This window comes from Brasilonema angustatum, from assembly GCF_059505445.1.
Window position 1 is genome coordinate 13080 of record NZ_JCACKO010000141.1, and the last position, 19280, is coordinate 32359.

Consider the following 19280-nt stretch of genomic DNA (forward strand, 5'->3'; position numbering starts at 1 on the left):
ATGATAGAATGACCTGGTCAAAATAGCGTATAATAATTCATTCAAAACGCAGAAGTTTGCGGTAAAATACTTGAGAAAAATCAGTGACGTGATAGCGTTCGTAATTTTCTATGAATTCAATTAAAAAATTAATAAACTCAAAGCTTGCCATCATGACTTCATAACTCAACTCGGCGTTGCCATCAAACTGCATTCGGCAACGGGTCAAGTCTGAGGGCAGAGTCGCAACATTCCAAGTGGCGACAAAGGGAATGTTATCACTGCCTTCTATCTTGCGGTATCCCTCCAAAATACCCTTTTGATAAACACTAATCGCATGAGGTAAGAAGTTACGCTTGTTACCCTGAATGTAAGGCAAGTAGACGCTTGCTTGTTGTTGAGTTGCTGGCTGCAGTTGTTCAAATGACATATTATAAATACTCCTTAAGTAACTTGACTCTTTGCGTAGTTTAATGATTTGTGTCAATAGTATTCCGAAAAAATGTTTGTTTAGTATCCATTGAGGTGAGGAGAATAATTTTTGTGTTTTTACCAAGACTGGGGGTGTAGGGTGTAGGGGAGGACAGTGCCGGGGTGAGGCAGCGCGGACGCCCAGAGGTCTAAAGCGAAGCGGAACCGCTCTTCGCAGCGTGCCCGGAAGGCATAGGTTCTCCCCCATAGCCCTCCGGAAACGCTCGTCGCCTGGCTGTCGGGAAAACGCCAGGTGCTACAACGGGGGGAACCCCCCTTCGGGGAGAACCTGAGCCCTATGGCTAACGCCACGGCTGCGCCTAACGGGCACGGTCCCGTGCCGAACGGTTCCGCTAGCCCCTAAGGGGGCCGGAGTTAACGCGTTCCACCAGTCGCCTAGGTCGGGAAAGCCGTCATTCGCGCTGGATTCACCGCAACGCACTGGCTCCCCTACCAAGAGTGCTGGTGGAACGCGTAGCGTGTCCGGAGGACATACCCGTAAGGGTGGTCTTTTATTGCTGGTGGGCTTCGCCGAACGTCCGAAGTCTTCGCCAAGCGTCCGAACGATTCAAGCCCTTACACCCGCACCCGTTGCGGTATTGACTTTTCAGTTTTGACTTTTTGTTTAAAGATGTCCTAAAGAACACTTAAGTGGTTTTACCCTATGGCTCCACTGGTTGCAAACTACTACTTGACCTACCGTTGTAACGCTAGATGTCATTTTTGTAATATTTGGTCACTTGAACCTGGTAAAGAAGCAGATTTAGAAACAATCAAGCACAATTTGAAGGATTTACGCCGCTTGGGAGTCAAATATGTAGATTTTACAGGTGGTGAGCCACTCCTGCGGAATGATGTGGGACAAATTTATACAGAGGCGAAACGTTTGGGTTTTGCCACCAGTATGACGACAAACACCATTCTGTATCCGAAGAAAGCTAAGGAAATTCAGGGATTAATAGATTATTTAAATTTTTCCTTAGATGGTTCAGATGCTGATACTCACGATCAGTCTCGGGGAGTCAAAATTTTTGACAACTTGGTTGAGTCGGTGGCGATCGCCAAGTCTTTTGGAGAATACCCTGTACTCAACCACACTGTCACCGCTCAGAATTACCAGCGGATAGAAGAAATTGGAGAATTAGGCAAAAAACTTGGTGTTCGGGTTTGGCTAAATCCTGCCTTCACAGCACACGAACACTACAACTCGAACAAAAATCCGACACCAGAAATGGTAACGGCAATAGAAGTCACTGCGAAGAAATATAACAATGTCGGTTACAATAAGGCTGCACTAGCTTTTATTGAGGCTGGGGGCAATGATACAAAAAATCCCCGCTGTAAAGCGGTAGATGCTGTCATTGCTATTTCTCCTAATGACGAATTGCTGCTACCTTGCTACCACTTCGCTCAAAGTGGAGTTCCCATTAATGGGCGACTTTACGAGCTGTATCGCGAGTCTGAGGAAGTTGAAAAATACCGCCAGTCTCAAGGTAAGCTCAAGGTATGTGAAGGATGCACAGTTTGGTGTTACCTAATACCCAGCTTCTTTATGGGTGTAGATAAATATTGGTGGTTAAATCAAGTAACCTATGCCAGCGAATTCCTGGCCCGAAAACGATTCTTACAACGAGCTTGATCCGCTCAATTCCCTATTATCTGATCTATCTGGTTCAGAGGAGTTGGAGGAGGAGACATCCGTAAGCGTGTCTCCTCCATCCCGGTTTCAAGGTCGTAGACGCAAAGCCGCTCTAGTTTTGACGATAGTCTGGAGTGGTACTATCGCTCTACATTTAGTTTCTTGGGGGAGTTTGTTTGTATTGGGACTGACCACTATCATAGGATTTCATGCCTTTGTGATAGTGTTCGCCCGAGCCAAACCCCACCCAGAACAAATGCAGGGAGATTTGCCATCTGTGTCTGTGTTGGTGGCAGCCAAAAATGAAGAAGCAGTTATTGGCAGATTAGTCAAAAATCTTTGTAATCTAGATTACCCAGAAGGTGAATACGAAGTCTGGATCATTGATGATAACAGCAGCGATAGGACGCCGCAGTTACTATCAGAACTAGCCCAAGAATACGACCAACTCAAAGTACTGCAACGAAAGCCAGAAGCAGGAGGAGGAAAATCAGGAGCGTTGAATCAGGTGTTAGCGCTGACAAAAGGAGAAATTTTGGCGGTATTTGATGCCGATGCCCAAGTTTCACCAGATTTGTTACAGCGTGTCATACCGTTGTTTCAACGAGAGAACGTAGGTGCAGTGCAGGTACGAAAGGCGATCGCCAATGCCAAAGAGAATTTCTGGACAAAAGGTCAAGCGTCAGAAATGGCATTTGATACATTCCTACAACACCAACGGACTACGAATGGTGTTATTGGCGAACTGCGGGGTAACGGTCAATTTGTCCGGCGAAAAGCACTTTTGTGTTGCGGTGGCTGGAATGAAGAAACAATTACCGATGATTTGGATCTGACACTGCGCTTACATCTAGAGAAATGGGATATTGAGTGTGTATTCAACCCAACGGTAGAAGAAGAGGGTGTGACCAATGCGATCGCCCTTTGGCATCAGCGTAACCGTTGGGCAGAAGGTGGATATCAGCGGTATCTGGATTACTGGGATTTGATTCTCAGAAACCGCATGGGTACGCGCAAAACCTGGAATCTATTCGTGTTTCTGCTGATCCAGTACATTTTACCCACAGCGACTGTGCCAGATTTATTGATGGCGATCGCACGACATCGTCCACTCATTTTGAGTCCAGTCACAGGCTTGACGATAACGCTGTCAATTACGGGGATGTTTGCTGGTCTACGGCGTATACGACGTCAAGATAAGGAATTCAAAATATCTACCTATCTTCTGCTGCTCCTCCAGACATTGCGTGGCACATTGTATATGCTCCACTGGATAGTGGTCATAAGTAGCACAACCGCCCGGATGTCAGTACGTCCTAAACGGTTGAAATGGGTGAAAACGGTACATCAAGGTAAAGATGAAGAATAAACACAGTGACCAGTTAGCAGTTATCAGTTATCAGTTATCAGGTAGGAAACGGACTCGTCCACCCCTTGTTTACTGTTTGCTGTTTACTGTTCACTGTTCACTGATTTAAAATTCATCATCAGCTTCTGGTTGAGCTTCCCACTCACTTGGGGTTGTAGAAGTCGGTCGTTCTATTTCATCTGCCAATCGGATGATTTCTCCATCAAAGAATTGTGCAAGACGTTGTGCGGCGGCTGCGACTTCATCAACCTCCCAATCAGGTGTGGACGCTTGAGGTTGAGTTGGCGACGGTGGATCACTGCGGTGAGTTGTGTCTGAAGTTTCCGCCGCAGCAGTATTTACTGGATTTGGGGATTTTGTTATCGGTGGTTTGGTTGATTTGGGAACTTCAGGAGAAGGCGCGGATGGTGGTTCATAACTGGGACGAGTTGTGGGCTTTTTTTGAGGAGAAGTTGATGGTGGGATAGAAGTTGATGTCGTTGCTATTTCTAGGTTTATCTTGACTTCGGATTTAAAAGTTTCTTTAAATGCTGCTGCGATTATGGGATGATATGTTTGTACTTGTTTATACCATTTTTCTTTAACACCAACACGAGCTACAGTACCATCAAATTCAATAAGATCGCACATTTGACGCAGTAGCTCCCGCCTTGAGATTGGCTGGAGATTACTCAGCACTCGCTGCCAAACTTGAGTGAAGTCTATTTCTATACTCTGACTAACTTCCTCTGTTTGGGATACTGAAATAGGTGCTTCTATTTCGGGGTGTGGTTTTGGAGGATTAGGAGAAATCGGGGTTTGTTGTGGTGATGAGGGGGTAGCAGAAGTTTTTGCTAAGGTATGCGTTTGGTCAATTTTGACTTCTTCTACAGTTTTTGAATTGTTTTCTGGTGCTGATACTGAAGGTGGTTGATGGCTTGTAATTGAGTTTTGTTCGCTTTTTCCTAGAGATGGTGAAACTGTAGGCGGCGAAATCGTTGGTACGGAAACTGCGCCTCTACCGTTTTGCACAACAGAGATATGAGCTGAGGGTAACAATCCCAGCAACGTCACCTCTAACCACAAACGCGGTTGTGTGGTGTTTTTTAGTTGCACTTCAGCGGTTCGCAAATGTTGCTGTCCCACCAAGATTGTGCTGATCTCAAAGTGTTGGGCAAAATCAATCAGTGCTTCCCAAGTTTGGGGAGTACAAGCAACTAAATCGTTGCGACCAGAGGCAGTTTTAGCTATGAGTAAATCTCGGTAAAATGCAGCGAGATTTTGGAGAATAATCAAAGGTTCTCGACCGCGATCTAAGATTTGACGAGTGCAATCTAAAACAGCTTCTGGGTTGTCAGAGGCGATCGCATTCAGCAAGAAAAGTAAATCGCGTTCGCTAACTGAACCAACCAAATCCCAAACTCGCTCAGGTGTGATTTCACACGACAATAAACTTAACTGATCGAGCAGACTTTCTGCATCTCGCAATCCGCCTTGAGCTATTTGGGCTATTAAAGTTATCGCTTCGATAGTAATATCAATATTTTCTTTGTAAGCGATGTGACTCAAGTGTTTCGTCATCGCTTCTAAGTCTATTCTGCGAAAGTCGAAGCGTTGACACCGAGAAATTATGGTAGGTAAGACTCGTTGTGCGTCAGTTGTTGCTAGTACAAAGACAACCTGTTTCGGTGGTTCTTCGAGTGTCTTTAGTAGCGCATTGAACGCTTGTGTACTGAGCATGTGACAGTTATGGACAAGTAACCCGTTAGCAACAAAGTTATGGTTGTCTGCCACTTCAATGTCATAGACTTTCTCGATCCCAGCGAGGTAAACAAACTCGACCGTTTCTAAACTTGTAGTCCATTGAGGGGATAGAATACTGTTTGAGGTTTGCCAACCATTTTCTACTGGCATCTGCTCCCATCCATATGTAGTGGTATGTTTTGCCAGTGCTACTCCTTGTGTAAAACTTTGTTGTTGCTGGATAACCAATTGCTGTGAGCCAACTGGCAATGATTTGGTTTTCTTCGCCAGAATATCCTTCTGTGTGAAATTGGATTTGTGGACTTCCTTCTGGGCTGAGACTGAGTGAGCCATCATCCATGTACCACCAAGCAAGTCCTTCTGGGGTAATTTGATTAAGCCAGTCTTTAGAGACGAGTTTTTTATCTCCATTTGGCTTAACAATGTTAAAGACATCGTTGAGTTGGGGATGGCAAGATGTGTTGCAAGTAACTGATGTTTTTCCGTATCCCTGATTAAGTCCCAATCGTAGCTTTGGTCGTAGTTCTTGAAGGCGAGAGACTTTATACTCCAGCCATTCTTGCTGGATTTCTCCATGTGTCCAAGCCAATCTAGGGAATCTACTGAATTTATTTGGGTAAGTGACGGAGCAATCTCCCAGTAGCGTTCCGTAAATAAGTCCCAGTGTTTCTGGTTGGAGAACTTCGGCATTGGCAAGGAAATGTTCTGTTCTAAGTTCCCAAATTCCGTGCCCTTTCTTGTATGGATGTTTTTTCCAGTGAGACTGCATGCTACCAAGTCCTCTACCTTTTTGTTGTAAAAAGGTAGGGATATCAAGTTTTTCTGTGCAACCACAGGCACATAAGGGACGGAGTAATTCAGCTTGTTTAAGGATGGATTCCAGGTCGTATGTTTTTTGCCCGTAGGTATTACCTTTAAATTGGTGCCCAGGAACAAATTTCCGAATGCGTCCATCTGTGCCAAATTTGTAGATGAGAGTACCGCATCCACATTCACAGGGGATAGTATCCTCATTCCTTCTTTTACGTCTTTTGCTGGTACCCATCCCTGGTCTGTTTTAATTAAATGATTGCCCGTGCATTTGATTTCTCGGTTAGTTGTTTTAATAACCAGAGTTTGACGCTCACCCTGATCTAGCCATCTTAGAACTTTCTTGAATTCCCACTTGAGCGATGAATCATTATAACTAAGAACTCTTTTGCCTTTAATATTGGGATCATCAATTCTAACAAGTCCCCTATCAGTCAAGACCAAAGAGTCTCCAGTCAGGCACTCATCAATAACATAAACTTTGTACCGACACTGTACGGGAGCAAATTGCGCTCTTTCTATAATTTCGCGAATATTATCAACACCAGTGTTGCTGGCAGCGTCTATTTCAATAACATCTAAAGAATAGCCCTTAGTAATTCCCTGACAAACATCACACACGCCACAGGGTTGAGGCGTGGGTTTGTCACTTTTGAGACAATTAAGCGATTTTGCCAAAATGCGAGCACTGGAAGTTTTCCCTGTACCCCTGGGACCCGTCAACAGGTAGGCAGGGGCAATTTTGGCGGCGCGGATAGCGTTTGTTAGGGTGGTAGCGATCGCCTCTTGTCCCACCAGTTCAGCAAAACTCTTTGGGCGATACTTGTGGTGCAGGGGTTCGTAAGACATAGATGATGATGTCAATGCCTTTGATGGTTAATAACTAGCACCCATGATTTTGGGTTAGATCATTTTAAATTTATGACGTAACTTCAGGCATTGATGATTCTTTTTGTATAGTACAAATATACCATAGAGCCAAGAAAGTCTAGCTTGGGGATATTATCCGACTTGATGCTAATTTTTGTGTCTCTATAGTGAAAAAATTTTTGTGTCTGTATATTCTACTCGATATTAGTAAGACTTCGGAGTGTAGTTGACAAACGCCTAGCAGGTTGTCCTTAGACACCGCTACAATCTATGATGACCACCAACACTTACGGGTGCGGGAGATGCTCAAGCGGTTAATTCAATGGTTCAAAAAGTTTTTGCAACGTTTGTTTGGCTCAAACCAGAGTCCAGCTAAAACACGGGTAAACGTTCACAATGAACCGCCTCCACCTTTAAGTGATACAGATTTGGAATTTCTGTTTACAGAACTATTAGAAGGTGTATATCAAGCACGAGGACAAGTGTGGGCGCAAAAGTGGCTGAATAATATTGAACATCGCGTCCCAGAAGAACGTTGGGTGCAGTGGTTGGAACGTTTTGGTGCAAGATTGTTAGCATCACCCACACCCAATAACGAATTAGCTTCCCGAATGGTACAACTAGGTGAGTTGGAAATTGGAGAAGTGGGAAACGTTGCCTATGATATTGGGATGCAGTTGTTAACGCGTACAGTTGGCGAGCCAATATGGGAGTATCAAGGACCAGATGCAGTCAAGCAAACTCCTGTAACGACACAAACTCAAAATGAGCAACACGATGATATAGAAATAGAAAATCTTCCAGAAGGAGAATACCAAAGTGTTACCTTAGATCAGTTATTTGTGTTAATACAGCAAGACGAGAATTTACGCAAGCAACTTTGTGAGCAATTAGGAATGGAGACAGACGATCCACAAATAATTATCCAAGCTTTGGTTGATCAATTCCAAGCGGCAAATGAATCCACTACAAATCAAGCTGAATCGTAATTCAAGGCTTCACGATGAAAGCATTTTGTATATAGAAATAGTAACCCTAAAACTTTCGGGTAAAATTTTGTGCTACAAATTAGTTTTTTAAGTATAAATACTTAAAAATTTCAACAACCTTTCTTCTGTGAGTGTTAGTATGCTATGTTAGATTGCCAACTGACTGTGTGATCGTTCATTCAATTGTTATAGGTTTTTAAGTCAAGATAACTTTTTTAACACAGTGCTCGCTAAAATCTGATGATGACCAATTTAATCTCCAATAATTCCCGAAATGCTCAAGTGGCTACTCAAGTGGATTAAGAAGTATTTGAAGTTCTTCTTGCGGAAAAAGCAGACTCGTTCTGTATATCCCACAGAAGAACGAAAGATGACACCTCCACCCGCATTGACAAATGCGGATTTAGAATTTCTATTTACCCAACTGCTGGAAGGTGTGCATCAGGGAAGAGGGCAAGAGTGGGCGATTAAATATCTACAAAGAATGGAAAAGCGTATCTCCAATGATCGCTGGATAAATTGGCTACTAGATTTTGGGGAGAGATTGTTAAAATCGCCGGCACCAAATAACTACTTAGCAGAACAAATGGTGCAACTAGGTGAGTTGGGTATTGGGAGGATTGGAGACTTATCTTACGACATTGGCATACGATTGTTGACGCGAAACTTAGACAATTCGTATTGGGAAAATGATCAGACACAAGATACGGAAACCATAACTGATACAACACTGCGAACCCAATTAGAAGAGGGGTTGACACGAAACAAAAGTATAGAGGATTCAGACAATATTCCCGCAGGGATGCCTGCACCCTTTTTAAATCCTCCACAGGAAGAGTATACCAAGAATCAAGAGGAATTTATATGGCAATTTGATCAACCAGGTGTTGATTTGCTAATACCAGAATCTGCCTGGACTTCATCAGATGAGCAAAAGGAGGAAGAATCCTACTACTATGCGGTAGAACAAAACGTGCAAGCAGATTCACAAAGTCCTACAACTCAGGATTTTTCAGATCTTCAGTCACCAATTGCTGTCAGGCTGGATGAATTGTTAGTTAGGTTAGAGCAGAGTACAAGTTTAGTTGAGGAACTGGCTTCTGGGCTAGGGTCTCAAAGCGAAGTATCAACCAATACAAGTTTACCAATAAATCAACAAAAGACGATTTTAGAACAAGCAGAAGCTTGGTTTTACGAAGGTCTTAAGCAAGCTAAAACAGGTGATTTATCAGGAGCAATTGCATCTTACAACAAAGCTATAGAAATTCACCCCAACTCGCATGAATATTGGTTTAACCGGGGGTTAACACTATTTTATTTAGGACATTTTGAAGATGCGATCGCATCTTACGACGAAGCAATTGCACTCAAACCAGACTTTTATAAATGTTGGTATTACCGAGGCGGGGCACTAGGTGAACTAGGACGCTTTGAAGATGCGATTTTGTGCTTTGATAAAGCTATAGACATTAGATTCAATTACCCAGAAGCTTGGTCTGGCAGAGGTATAGCATTGCAGAGATTAGGGCGTGCATTGGAAGCCGTTGCCAGTTACGATAAAGCAATCATACTGCAACCACAAGACCAAGACAATTGGTACTATCGAGGTCTGGCGTTGGCGCAGGATGGACGAAATTATGATGCGATCGCCTCATATGAGAAAGCTTTAGAAATCCAAAATGACTTCCACTTAGCTTGGTACAAACGAGGTGTGGAACTTTCTGATTTAGGAGAATTTGAAGATGCAATTGCCAGCTTAGAACAAGCAACAGAAATTCAAAGCGACTTCTTGGAAGCTTGGTACGCTTTGGCTGGTGCATTGGAAAAAGTAGGAAGATCAGAAGATGCGATCGCATCTTACGAACAAGCGGCTCAAATTAATCCAAACTCTCATGAAGTCTGGATTGACAAAGGTGTGGTACAGTTCAGTTTGGGACGCTGGGATGATGCAATTTCATCCTGGGAAAAAGCTTTAGAAATCAAACCCGACTACTATTTAGGCTGGTTCAACTGTGCTGTGGCGTTGGACAATCTCGGACAGCGTGAAGAGGCAATTGCTTGTTATGATAAAGCGATAGAATTTTATCCTCAGTTTGAATTAGCTTGGTACAACCGAGCTATGCTGCTATTTTATTTGCAGAGATTTGAAGAAGCGATCGCCTCATATGATAGCGCTTTACAAATCAAACCTGACTATTGGGAAGCCTGGATCGCCCGAGGGAATGCAGCAGAAAGTGTCGTTTCTAGGGACAACTCACACTTAAGTTTCTTGAGTCCAGCACAGGTGTATGAACAAGGGCTTGAAGAGAAATTGGCAAGCTATGAACAAGGGCTGAAATATGTTGATCAAAATACACAGCCAGAAGGTTGGGGCAGATTGCATCTCGCGCTTGGCAATGCCTATTACGACCGAGGTAAGAGACATTCTACACCCTCCTATTATTGGCAACAAGCCGTCACTGCGTATAATCAGGCGCTTCATACTCTCACACCAGAACCCTTTGCTTTACTACACCTAGAGGTTTTGCAAAACCTGATAAAAACACTTGTAGCTTTGGGGCAAACTTCCCAAGCGCAAGATTTTCATCTATATGGAACAGATTTCATACAATTTTTACTAAGCGAAACGACTCAATCTGATGAAGAGAAAAAACAGTTAGCACTCAAGTTTGCAGGTTTTGAACAGTTGGCAGTTGATATAGCTGTACAGTCTGGTGAGATAGCGGAAGCTATAGAAATTGCCGAACGTGGCAAAAATGCTTGTTTAACCTGGCTTCTGTATGGTTGGACAGATGAAACCAAACCACTTAGCTATCGATCAATTCAGGAACTTCTCAATCCTACAACTGCAATTATTTACTGGCATATTAGCCCTTGCGCCTTACACACATTCATCATTAAATATAAGTCTCCAGAACCTATTCTCATTTTTAGACCGGTACTTGATAGGGTGATTGATGAAGTGCCTTTACCCGAAGTGGTACAACGCTTGGTTGAATTTGAAGATTGGCTAAAAGATTGGAATCAACAATACAGGCAATATCAACAACTCCAAACTAACGATGCATCAGACAAAAGTGTCCATTCATGGCAGGCAGAAATGGATCAGAGGTTATTGCATTTGAAACAGATCCTCAATATTTCTGCAATTGTGAATGAACTTGAGGACATCACCAACCTGATTTTAATTCCCCACCGTGACTTACACAGATTTCCTCTCCACGCCCTTTTCAATCTTTCCTCTGTTTGGGAAGAAGAATTGTTGAAGCAGCATAATTACACATTTACCTATCTACCTAGCATCCAAATCGGGTTTTCTTTCAAATCCCAACAACTCTTCCAGGTTCAAAACCAATCATTACTCATTGTGGAACCCCAAGAAAGCATAAATTATCCCACACCACAATTTGCTGAACTTGAATCTGAAGCTATTAGTCAGATGTTTACTTACTGTAAACGCATTCAAGGCTTACAAGCTACAAAAAAACAGGTAGAAAATGCTTTATCTGAAAATTACAATATATTTCACTTTACAGGCTATGTTACTGACAATTTAAGTCAGCCACACAAATCAGAATTTCTATTAGCAGGTGAAGATAAATTAACTCTAGAGGAAATCTGCAAACAGCCAATTGCAAGTTATAACCTTATGATTCTTTCAACTTGCGAAACAGGCATGACTAGCAACCAGAATATCACGACTGAATATGTTGGAATAGTCACTGCTTTTCTTAGTCAAAGAGTTAATCATGTATTGAGTAGTGTGTGGACTGTGGAATCAGCTGCTATTACTTTGGTTATGATAGAGTTTTATCTGCGACTTCAGCAAAATAAATCAGCAGCCAAAGCATTGGCGGAAACAACCGCATGGCTTAAGGAACTGACTGCTGGTGAACTGAAACAATGGTATGAAGAATTACTCAACCAACTACCTGAAGAAGGGCAAAAAATTAGGGCAAGTTTAGCAACAGAATTACATAGAAGTCGTGAAATGTCAGCCGAAACCAAGCTCTATAATCACCCTTACTACTGGGCAGCATTTAAGATTGCAGGTAAGTTTTCTTTTTAAACAGTTACCCTCAATAGCGGAAACGATTCTGACGCTGCTTTTGCTTAGCAACTGCTTTGCGTTTACGTTTTTGAAGGGGTGTTTCAAAGTGACGGTGTTTCTTCACGTCCGGAAAAATTCCTGCCTTGGAAACTTCTCGCTTAAATCTGCGGAGGGCTGACTCAATTCCTTCATTTTCGCCAAGAATCACTTGGGTCATTATTATCTCCTCCTTAAATTAATTGAATGAATAAATGACTGGATAGGTTTGAGGAACGTAAGTTAAGCTGAAGCGCAAAAAAGGGCAGACTCTTTGTCTGCCCTTGAGACTTTAGAGTTAAATTCTTTATCGCAAAGCTTAATTAATAGCGATTTCTAGAAGAGTATCCTCCTCTATCTCTATCATTAAATCTACCACCACCACCACCAGATGAGCCTCTGTTCTCTTTGGGCTTAGCCTTATTAACCTTGAGATTACGACCCATCCACTCTGCACCATCTAGAGCCTCTATTGCTGCAGTTTCTTGTGCCTCTTCTGCCATTTCTATAAAAGCAAAACCTCGCACACGACCTGTTTCCCGGTCTACAGGCAATTGAACACTTTTCACAGTTCCATATTCCTCAAAAACCCGTCTGAGGTCATCTTGCTCAACTTGGTAAGATAAATTACCGACGTAAATCGACATGAAACATCTCCAGAATCAAATGGTGTAGAAAGTTAGATTCGGAGAGACGCTTGTAAATAGATAAACACAAACTACACAACCGAATATAATTCCTCGTTAGTAATGTTAGCATAAAATAACAGGATTCTGTTGTCCATATGAAAAAAGTTCAGAAATGTTCAAATTGATTAACAACAGAAGCTCTTGGCTTCCCAAGCCCTTTGCTTTGCGGCAGATTTAGCACCTGATTGTTGTGACAATAGTTATCACAAATTTGCGGATGAGTACTATACTAAAGGGTGTTAAGGTACACAAGCCACTTGCTCAATTCGATGAAAGAGTTCTACGTTCAGCTTATACACTGCAGGATAGTAAAATTTAATTCTCTCAAGTGACGCAAAAATTGTACTGGTGGGAGAAACTAAAATTTCTGTGAGTATGTCATTCAAAAAACTTTTTCTTTCTTGCTGTGAATCATAAAAATTAAAATAATCAGCTAAACAAAATGCAGCTAGTCTTTGGAATCCTTTATTAATGAGATAATCACGATTGAGATTTTCATATTGATCAATAGCTGCAACGGTTTCCTCAACTTTTGTACAAATTTCTTGAATATCTAAATTATCTGGTTCTACATCCCTAGCTGTTTTGAGGAATTGAAAAGCTGCTCTCCACCTATCAAAATTACTAGAGTTTGCAGCACTTTTTGCGATTTCAATTCCCATGTTAGCAAATCTACTAGCAGCGTATCGTCGAATATCTGAGTTTTTCGGTAGTAAAGATATAATTCTCTTGCCTAAAATTTCTATTTTTTGTAATGCACCACTATAAAAGTGAACGCGGCAGATAAAAAAAAGTGCTTCAAAGTCATTATAATCAGCTTTCCCATCAGCACTAATAGCACGTTCTGCCCAAGCAAGTGCTTCAGAGTAATTTTTTTGGTCAAGATACGTTTCCGCTATATCTAGATATGGTGCAGAATTAAATGGTTCTAATTTTACTGATTGCTGAAAGCAGTCACGGGCATTGTGATACATTTGAATTTTACTAAAATCTTCCTCATCAGAACATTGAGCTTGCAGTTTATAAACATAACCTAAGTTACTCCAATAGAGTGTCACGTCTGGGTTAGTTTTCGTTAGTGCTGTGTAGATTTTCACAGCAAAATCCCAATTTTCAGTATGAATGTAACAAAGACCCAGTAGATGACGAGCTATGTCAATTCTTGGTGCTAGTATAAGAGCTTGCTTAAGTAAAGGAATGGCGTTTGACCATTCTTCTACTTGCATTTTATTTTGAGCTTGCGAAATCAGGTCTTTAACTTGGTCGCCATACTTCTGCATGGCGTCATAATTTTCTCGTGTTTTTGAGTCGAAGAGCGTATTATACGCTATCCGAATTTGTTGAAACCGTTCTGGATCTTTTTCTGGAGAATACTTACGAACTAACTGAAAGTACGCTCGTTTGATTTCATCAGCAGATGCCTGAGAGGAAATTCCCAGGATATGATAGAGTTCATACACCATCTGTTATAATTCCATGTTATTTTCTAAATCAAACAATAAGTCAACAAGGCGATCGCCTGCTGTTTGAATTTCTTGAATATTGTCATTCATGAGAGCTTTTTTGAGTTCCATAACAATATCAGATAACGGCGATCTTTCTTGAGGAGGTATTCCAGCCATATATCTTTCTGCTTTATTAATAAGTCCTTCGTATTGTCTTGCTTTGGCGTTTTGCTTCCACAGTTCTTTGAGACGAGAAGCTGCATCCGCTATATCTTTGTTAGCCATGCGCTTGGCTGAAAAACCGTAAGATAGCTCTACACTTTTATTAATATTAGGAATAGTCGCTTTTAGTTTAGCTATCCCATTAATGTCATAATAAAATTCCACTTGCACTGCATAGGGAATACCATCAACAGCTGGAGGAATATCTGTGATCTGTGCTTCTATTCCTGTGTCAATCGCTTCATTTGGTAGCTTTGCTCTCCCTGTGTTGTCTTGATAGAGACGAACTTCCAGCCGCTTTTGATCTGCTTTCAAAAGAGTGTAGGTTTTTTGAGTAGAATAAGGAATCGTTGTATTGGGTTGGATCAAAGGTTCATAGGTAAGCATATACTGTCCGCCAACGTAACTCACCACTTCAATACCCAATCCAAAAGGAGCAACATCAGTGAGAATAACACCGGAATCCTCACAGAATAAACCTTGAGCAATCCCAGCATGAATAGATGCACCAACACCCACAGCTAAGTCTGCACCAACATCAAGTGCTTTGCCTTGTTTACCAAAGATCTCTACGACTAATTGGCGAACAGCAGGAATGTAAGTTGTTCCACCTACAAGTAACACTCGATTGATTGTGCTGGGGTGCAGATTTTTGGCATTTAGTGCTTGATTGATGCAGTCTCGCGCCTTTTCTAATAGAGGTGCGATCGCCTGCTCAAACTCTTGCTGCGTTACTTCCACTTCTAAGTCAATAAATTCACCATGACTTGCTGCAAAATACGGAATTCGTATATCATACGATTGTTGTGTAGAAAGAACTTTTTTTGCTTTTTCTGCAGCTTCTTTCAGTGCACCATGAGCTTTTTGAGAAATTTCTGCCTGAGGATTTTCTGTCTGAAATTTTCTCTTGATGAATGTCATCATTACTTCATCGAAATCTTTACCCCCCAATTGAGGATTACCGAAACTACACTTAACATCAAGAACACCTGCAACCATTTCCAGTACAGTGATATCTAATGTACCACCACCAAAATCAAAGACAACAAGCTGTTCTTCAACATCAATATTTTTGATCCCAAAAGCTAAAGCGGCTGCTGTTGGTTCATTTATCAGGCGAATAATTTTTAATCCTGCCAATTCACCTGCATTCAATGTGGCTTGTCGAGCTGCATCTGGAAAGTTCGCGGGAACAGAAAGGACTACTTCTCGAATTTCTATTCCTAGTGCAACTTCCGCATTTTCCTTCAGTTGACGAAGAATTAAAGCAGAAATTTCTTCAGGTCGATAGTCTTTACCCAGCAGTTTGATAGTTTCTCCAGTTCCCATCTTCCGCTTGACTTCACGAACTCCCCTATTTGAGACATCAAGCCAACTTCTGGCATTTTCTCCTACTAACAGTTCGCCCTTTTTATTTATAGCAACAATTGAGGGAATAATCGTCATTTTTGTAACAGGATCAGGAATTGGAAATGACTCATTATTTCTGTAGACACAAATTTCAGATGTTGATGTTCCTAAATCAATTCCTATAGCATAATTTTTTGTCATTGCCTAACGGATTCCTTTCTCACTGTAAAATTCCTAAGCTGTTATACTAAAATCAGTGCATATAGTCAATATCTAGGAAATTTGCTTATGCTATTTTCATCTTTTTGTAATTTCTGCACAAAAGTTACAGATGCTCACGCAAAACCGCTCCGGAGAACATATTTTGAGTTTTTTAATTTTACTGTTAGGGTACTAGTTATTTTGCTACAATAACCTTTGCTTTCTCAAGAACTTTCTCACCAATTCTGTAACCCCAACTTATACATCTAACGATATTACCTGGTACTATATCTGATTCTTCTTCATCGATTGCCTCATGAAATCTTTCCAAAAGCGATTCTTTTTGTTGTGGAATAATACGCTCTATTCCTAAATTTAGAAAACTCTCATTATAACAATCTAATATTCTATTTATTATCACTCTATTCTCATCTTTCTCGTAATCAACTGCCCTTTCTAATAGCCTAAGAAACTCTATTGCTGACTGTTCCCAATTATTAATTTTTCGTTGCAGTTCCCCATTCTTCTGACGCTGCTCCATAAGCATGTTTTCCACAGATTTTTTCAACTCGTCCAGTTCTGCCATCGTTTGTTCAAGTTTTTCATCTAAATTTTTAATGGTAGCAGTATTATCTAGAATTGCGTTAGTATTTGTGTAAGAGGCACGTTGTATTTTTCTTTGCTCTGATACATATTCATCTAAAGATTCTTTAATATATTTCTCTATATTATTTTTCAACATACTATCTAAAAAAATCTGTAAATTTTCATTGAGTAATTTCTGTAAACCTTTCTCTAATTCTTGAAAATCTTTATTGTTATTATGACTGAAGCTCATCTGATTTTACCAATAATAAAAACTATGTAAAGTTTATAAGTGTTCAAGAAAATATATGCTACTGCTAATATAGCAATCCTAAATCATTTATAAACAATCCCTGTTACGCGTTCCCTGTTCCCTGTTAAGAGCCCTCATGAGACAATTTACAATTTCATTTAGGACTGCTATATTAGCTAATTGATCACAATGATAACAAAGCAGTTCGCTATAGCAATCCTAATTGATTTGTCCTAACTTGCCCGCACTCGCGTATGCCTACGGCACGCTACGCTAACGTGAAACTCTTTTATCTCTGGTGTTTCTTGGCGTCCTAGCCGGAGGAGGCGTCTATATCCTGCGGACACGCACTCGTCGCACTCAAAGAACGCACTCGCGTGTCGCCAAGGGCGGTTAATATTTAGAAATCCAATAGAACTGTTATATGAGCCGATATCAATTAAGCTTTTCTGAGAGTTGAACAGATTTTAAATAATTCTCATTTGTTCAATGTTCAAACACACAAAGGTGTGTAGAGATATTACGTGTAAGCTCTCTACTGTATTGCACCCAATTAAAAATCGCTATGATTCATTTGGTCAAGGGATTTACAAGTGATAGTATGTTAGAGTCGCTGCTTAATGCTCGCTGTCGATGAATAAACCATTGAATGAAGCACTTTCTCTCGATATTGCCCAACGCGTAAAAAGCAAACCTAAAGCTCCATTTGATAATGCTTACAAAGCAGCATTACGGACTGAGGGAGCATTATACGTACAAGGCTTTTTAGCTTTTGCTGGCAAACCACACAAACCGACTGAACACGGTTGGATAGAACTGGAAGATTGTATTGTTGATCCAACATTAGCGTACCTGAATAAAAATCCTCAAGAACTTTGGTACTTTACAGCACAACGGCTAACCGTAAAAGAACTAAAAGCAATCATAGAAGAATCTAAAGAAGATTATCCAGAAGATGATCCATTGCCAATCTATGGTGATCCACCTTACGAGTATTACGGAAATATTATGTTGGGTGCTAAGGATTACTTAGAGGCTTATCAAGCTGCAGAAGCAAAGTGCAGAGAATTGAATCAAAAAAATGCTGAGAAAAATTAACGAAAATTAACGTAGTCTGACCTAATTCGATTTGCCATCACTGCCAAAATATTCTCTATAGCCACAAATTTTGTCTCCCCGCACATCAAAGGAAACTGCTATCCGATTTTTGTAAAGTTCTCCCATGAACGGTCCCTCATCGCGGAACTCAAAAACAACCGTTGTCTCATTACTAGTAACATGGTCTAAGGAAGTCACTGTCAGTCCTGAACTATAAGCTTGGGAAACGTATTCAAAAAACTCTTTAGCTCTTTGTTTGCCTACATTCAACCCGTGAAATTTTCCCACTGGAAACCAGAAGTTAAAGTCTTCTGTAAGCATATCCAACAACTGGTTCCACTCGCCTGTTGCCAAACCATGCTGTAAATTTTCAAATGCTTGATGAGCAACTTTTAAAGTGTTTTCTGACTGTTGTGTCATTGTGACTTCCTGTGTACTGCTAAATATATGATTATTTTCTAAAATCTAACGACGACTTTGCCACAATTTTGACCACTAAGGAGGTATTCGACAGCAGCAGTAATGGATTCTATGCCGTGAAATGGAGTTGAGTCAACAGCAACTTTTAGCTTGTTTGTGTAGAACAGATTGAAGAGGCGATCGCGTGCCTCTGTCATATATTCTTTATACAAAGGCATGAGAAACCCCCGCACCGAAGCCGCTTTCCAAAACAACTTGTGATAAATTCGCGCTTGTGTCACTTGTTCTAAATTATTCGCATATTCGGAAACGAAACCAACCACAACTAAACGTCCGCGAACTGCCAAATTATCCACACAAGTATCAAAGACTTGTTTACCCACACATTCAAAAACTAGGTTAACGCCATTGGGATATTCTTGCTTAAGGACTTGATTAAGATTTTGTGTGCGGTAGTTGATGATGCGATCGCATCCCAACTCCTCCAATAACTCTACCTTTGCATCAGTTCCGCAAGTACCAATCACATGATTACCCGCTAACTTCGCCAATTGTACCGCAATGTGTCCGGTACCACCCGCCGCCGCTGTCACCAACACAACTTCTTGGCTTTTCATCTCTCCCACTTGTTCTAAGGCTACCATTGCTGATACACCAGTAGGCATCAAGGTTAGTATCTCTGGCGTTGCTTGGCGCACCTTGATTGCTAAGTTGGCATTTATCGCTTGGTACTCGCGATACCCTCCGCCACGCACGGTAGTGACTATCGCATCACCAACTTGGAAATCTTTGACATGATTTCCTACTGCGACGACTTCTCCCACCGCTTCCACTCCTAAATCAAAGGCAGGAGTTAAGTTAATGTAACTCACGTCGCCTCGGCAAAGTAAAGTGTCAAACCCAGCGTTGATTCCAGCGAATTTGTTGCGAATGACAATTTCATCTGGTGCAGGTTCGGGGATGGGGAGTTCTACGATTTCAATAGCTGATTTGAAATCTTGGGCAAACTGTTTTGCAACTAGTTTTTTGTAGGTTTTTGAACTCATGTTTTTTGCTTGAG

The 19280-nt window shown here is 41.3% G+C and carries 14 protein-coding genes; 5 read left to right on the forward strand and 9 right to left on the reverse strand.

The window, feature by feature from the left end; genetic code table 11:
- Positions 1 to 37: 37 nt before the first annotated feature.
- A complete protein-coding gene (gene ebsA / locus AC5JM2_RS27615; RefSeq protein ID WP_495838032.1) occupies positions 38 to 409 on the reverse strand; it encodes a type IV pilus biogenesis protein EbsA in 372 nt (123 codons plus the stop codon).
- Between the two features lie 705 nt (positions 410 to 1114).
- On the opposite strand from ebsA, the gene AC5JM2_RS27620 reads away from it, so the two are divergent.
- Both AC5JM2_RS27620 and AC5JM2_RS27625 read left to right on the forward strand, forming a co-directional pair.
- The gene (locus AC5JM2_RS27620) at positions 1115 to 2089 is read left to right on the forward strand and encodes a radical SAM protein (RefSeq protein ID WP_495838035.1); all 975 of its coding nucleotides are present in this window, start codon (positions 1115 to 1117) and stop codon (positions 2087 to 2089) included.
- The gene (locus AC5JM2_RS27625; RefSeq protein ID WP_495838037.1) at positions 2043 to 3458 is read left to right on the forward strand and encodes a glycosyltransferase family 2 protein; all 1416 of its coding nucleotides are present in this window, start codon (positions 2043 to 2045) and stop codon (positions 3456 to 3458) included. Before AC5JM2_RS27620 ends, AC5JM2_RS27625 begins: the two co-directional genes overlap by 47 nt.
- 105 nt (positions 3459 to 3563) lie before the next feature.
- Here the strand turns inward: AC5JM2_RS27625 and dnaX are convergent, their stop codons facing one another.
- Entirely contained in the window at positions 3564 to 6860 is a 3297-nt protein-coding gene (dnaX, locus tag AC5JM2_RS27630; protein ID WP_495838038.1) for a DNA polymerase III subunit gamma/tau, read from the reverse strand.
- A 323-nt stretch (positions 6861 to 7183) separates the two neighbouring features.
- Here dnaX and AC5JM2_RS27635 point away from each other — a divergent pair, with 323 nt between their 5' ends.
- Positions 7184 to 7870 carry a hypothetical protein gene (locus AC5JM2_RS27635; RefSeq protein WP_495838195.1) on the forward strand — a complete coding sequence of 229 codons (687 nt, stop codon included), beginning with the start codon at positions 7184 to 7186 and terminating at the stop codon, positions 7868 to 7870.
- Positions 7871 to 8144: 274 nt separating this feature from the next.
- On the forward strand, positions 8145 to 11939 hold the full coding sequence (locus AC5JM2_RS27640; protein ID WP_495838040.1) for a CHAT domain-containing protein: 3795 nt from the start codon (positions 8145 to 8147) through the stop codon (positions 11937 to 11939).
- A 10-nt stretch (positions 11940 to 11949) separates the two neighbouring features.
- Here AC5JM2_RS27640 and rpsU read toward each other — a convergent pair whose 3' ends face one another.
- From rpsU to grpE, 5 genes are all read right to left on the reverse strand, one after another.
- Positions 11950 to 12138 carry a 30S ribosomal protein S21 gene (gene rpsU / locus AC5JM2_RS27645; RefSeq protein WP_048867264.1) on the reverse strand — a complete coding sequence of 63 codons (189 nt, stop codon included), beginning with the start codon at positions 12136 to 12138 and terminating at the stop codon, positions 11950 to 11952.
- A gap of 142 nt (positions 12139 to 12280) precedes the next feature.
- Positions 12281 to 12604, reverse strand: a complete 324-nt coding sequence (gene rbp, locus AC5JM2_RS27650) for an RNA-binding regulator (RefSeq protein ID WP_495838043.1) — start codon at positions 12602 to 12604, stop codon at positions 12281 to 12283.
- 281 nt (positions 12605 to 12885) lie between these two features.
- Positions 12886 to 14109, reverse strand: coding sequence for a J domain-containing protein (locus tag AC5JM2_RS27655; protein ID WP_495838045.1), 1224 nt, complete (start codon positions 14107 to 14109; stop codon positions 12886 to 12888).
- Positions 14110 to 14112: 3 nt separating this feature from the next.
- Positions 14113 to 15864, reverse strand: a complete 1752-nt coding sequence (locus tag AC5JM2_RS27660; RefSeq protein ID WP_495838047.1) for an Hsp70 family protein — start codon at positions 15862 to 15864, stop codon at positions 14113 to 14115.
- Between the two features lie 196 nt (positions 15865 to 16060).
- Positions 16061 to 16702 carry a nucleotide exchange factor GrpE gene (gene grpE / locus AC5JM2_RS27665; RefSeq protein ID WP_495838049.1) on the reverse strand — a complete coding sequence of 214 codons (642 nt, stop codon included), beginning with the start codon at positions 16700 to 16702 and terminating at the stop codon, positions 16061 to 16063.
- 633 nt (positions 16703 to 17335) lie between these two features.
- On the opposite strand from grpE, the gene AC5JM2_RS27670 reads away from it, so the two are divergent.
- Positions 17336 to 17800 (forward strand): hypothetical protein, encoded by a 465-nt coding sequence (locus tag AC5JM2_RS27670; protein ID WP_495838051.1) that lies wholly within the window; start codon positions 17336 to 17338, stop codon positions 17798 to 17800.
- 21 nt (positions 17801 to 17821) lie between these two features.
- Here the strand turns inward: AC5JM2_RS27670 and AC5JM2_RS27675 are convergent, their stop codons facing one another.
- Both AC5JM2_RS27675 and AC5JM2_RS27680 read right to left on the reverse strand, forming a co-directional pair.
- On the reverse strand, positions 17822 to 18220 hold the full coding sequence (locus AC5JM2_RS27675) for a nuclear transport factor 2 family protein (RefSeq protein ID WP_495838053.1): 399 nt from the start codon (positions 18218 to 18220) through the stop codon (positions 17822 to 17824).
- A 38-nt stretch (positions 18221 to 18258) separates the two neighbouring features.
- Positions 18259 to 19266, reverse strand: coding sequence for a zinc-binding dehydrogenase (locus tag AC5JM2_RS27680; protein ID WP_495838055.1), 1008 nt, complete (start codon positions 19264 to 19266; stop codon positions 18259 to 18261).
- Positions 19267 to 19280: the final 14 nt, after the last annotated feature.

Coding starts and splice junctions, on each gene's coding strand:
- rpsU (WP_048867264.1), bottom strand. CDS start 12,138: ATGACCCAAGTGATTCTTGGCGAAAATGAAGGAATTGAGTCAGCCCTC.
- AC5JM2_RS27655 (WP_495838045.1), bottom strand. CDS start 14,109: ATGGTGTATGAACTCTATCATATCCTGGGAATTTCCTCTCAGGCATCT.
- AC5JM2_RS27660 (WP_495838047.1), bottom strand. CDS start 15,864: ATGACAAAAAATTATGCTATAGGAATTGATTTAGGAACATCAACATCT.
- AC5JM2_RS27620 (WP_495838035.1), top strand. CDS start 1,115: ATGGCTCCACTGGTTGCAAACTACTACTTGACCTACCGTTGTAACGCT.
- ebsA (WP_495838032.1), bottom strand. CDS start 409: ATGTCATTTGAACAACTGCAGCCAGCAACTCAACAACAAGCAAGCGTC.
- AC5JM2_RS27680 (WP_495838055.1), bottom strand. CDS start 19,266: ATGAGTTCAAAAACCTACAAAAAACTAGTTGCAAAACAGTTTGCCCAA.
- AC5JM2_RS27625 (WP_495838037.1), top strand. CDS start 2,043: ATGCCAGCGAATTCCTGGCCCGAAAACGATTCTTACAACGAGCTTGAT.
- AC5JM2_RS27635 (WP_495838195.1), top strand. CDS start 7,184: ATGCTCAAGCGGTTAATTCAATGGTTCAAAAAGTTTTTGCAACGTTTG.
- AC5JM2_RS27670 (WP_495838051.1), top strand. CDS start 17,336: ATGAATAAACCATTGAATGAAGCACTTTCTCTCGATATTGCCCAACGC.
- rbp (WP_495838043.1), bottom strand. CDS start 12,604: ATGTCGATTTACGTCGGTAATTTATCTTACCAAGTTGAGCAAGATGAC.
- AC5JM2_RS27640 (WP_495838040.1), top strand. CDS start 8,145: ATGCTCAAGTGGCTACTCAAGTGGATTAAGAAGTATTTGAAGTTCTTC.
- grpE (WP_495838049.1), bottom strand. CDS start 16,702: ATGAGCTTCAGTCATAATAACAATAAAGATTTTCAAGAATTAGAGAAA.
- dnaX (WP_495838038.1), bottom strand. CDS start 6,860: ATGTCTTACGAACCCCTGCACCACAAGTATCGCCCAAAGAGTTTTGCT.
- AC5JM2_RS27675 (WP_495838053.1), bottom strand. CDS start 18,220: ATGACACAACAGTCAGAAAACACTTTAAAAGTTGCTCATCAAGCATTT.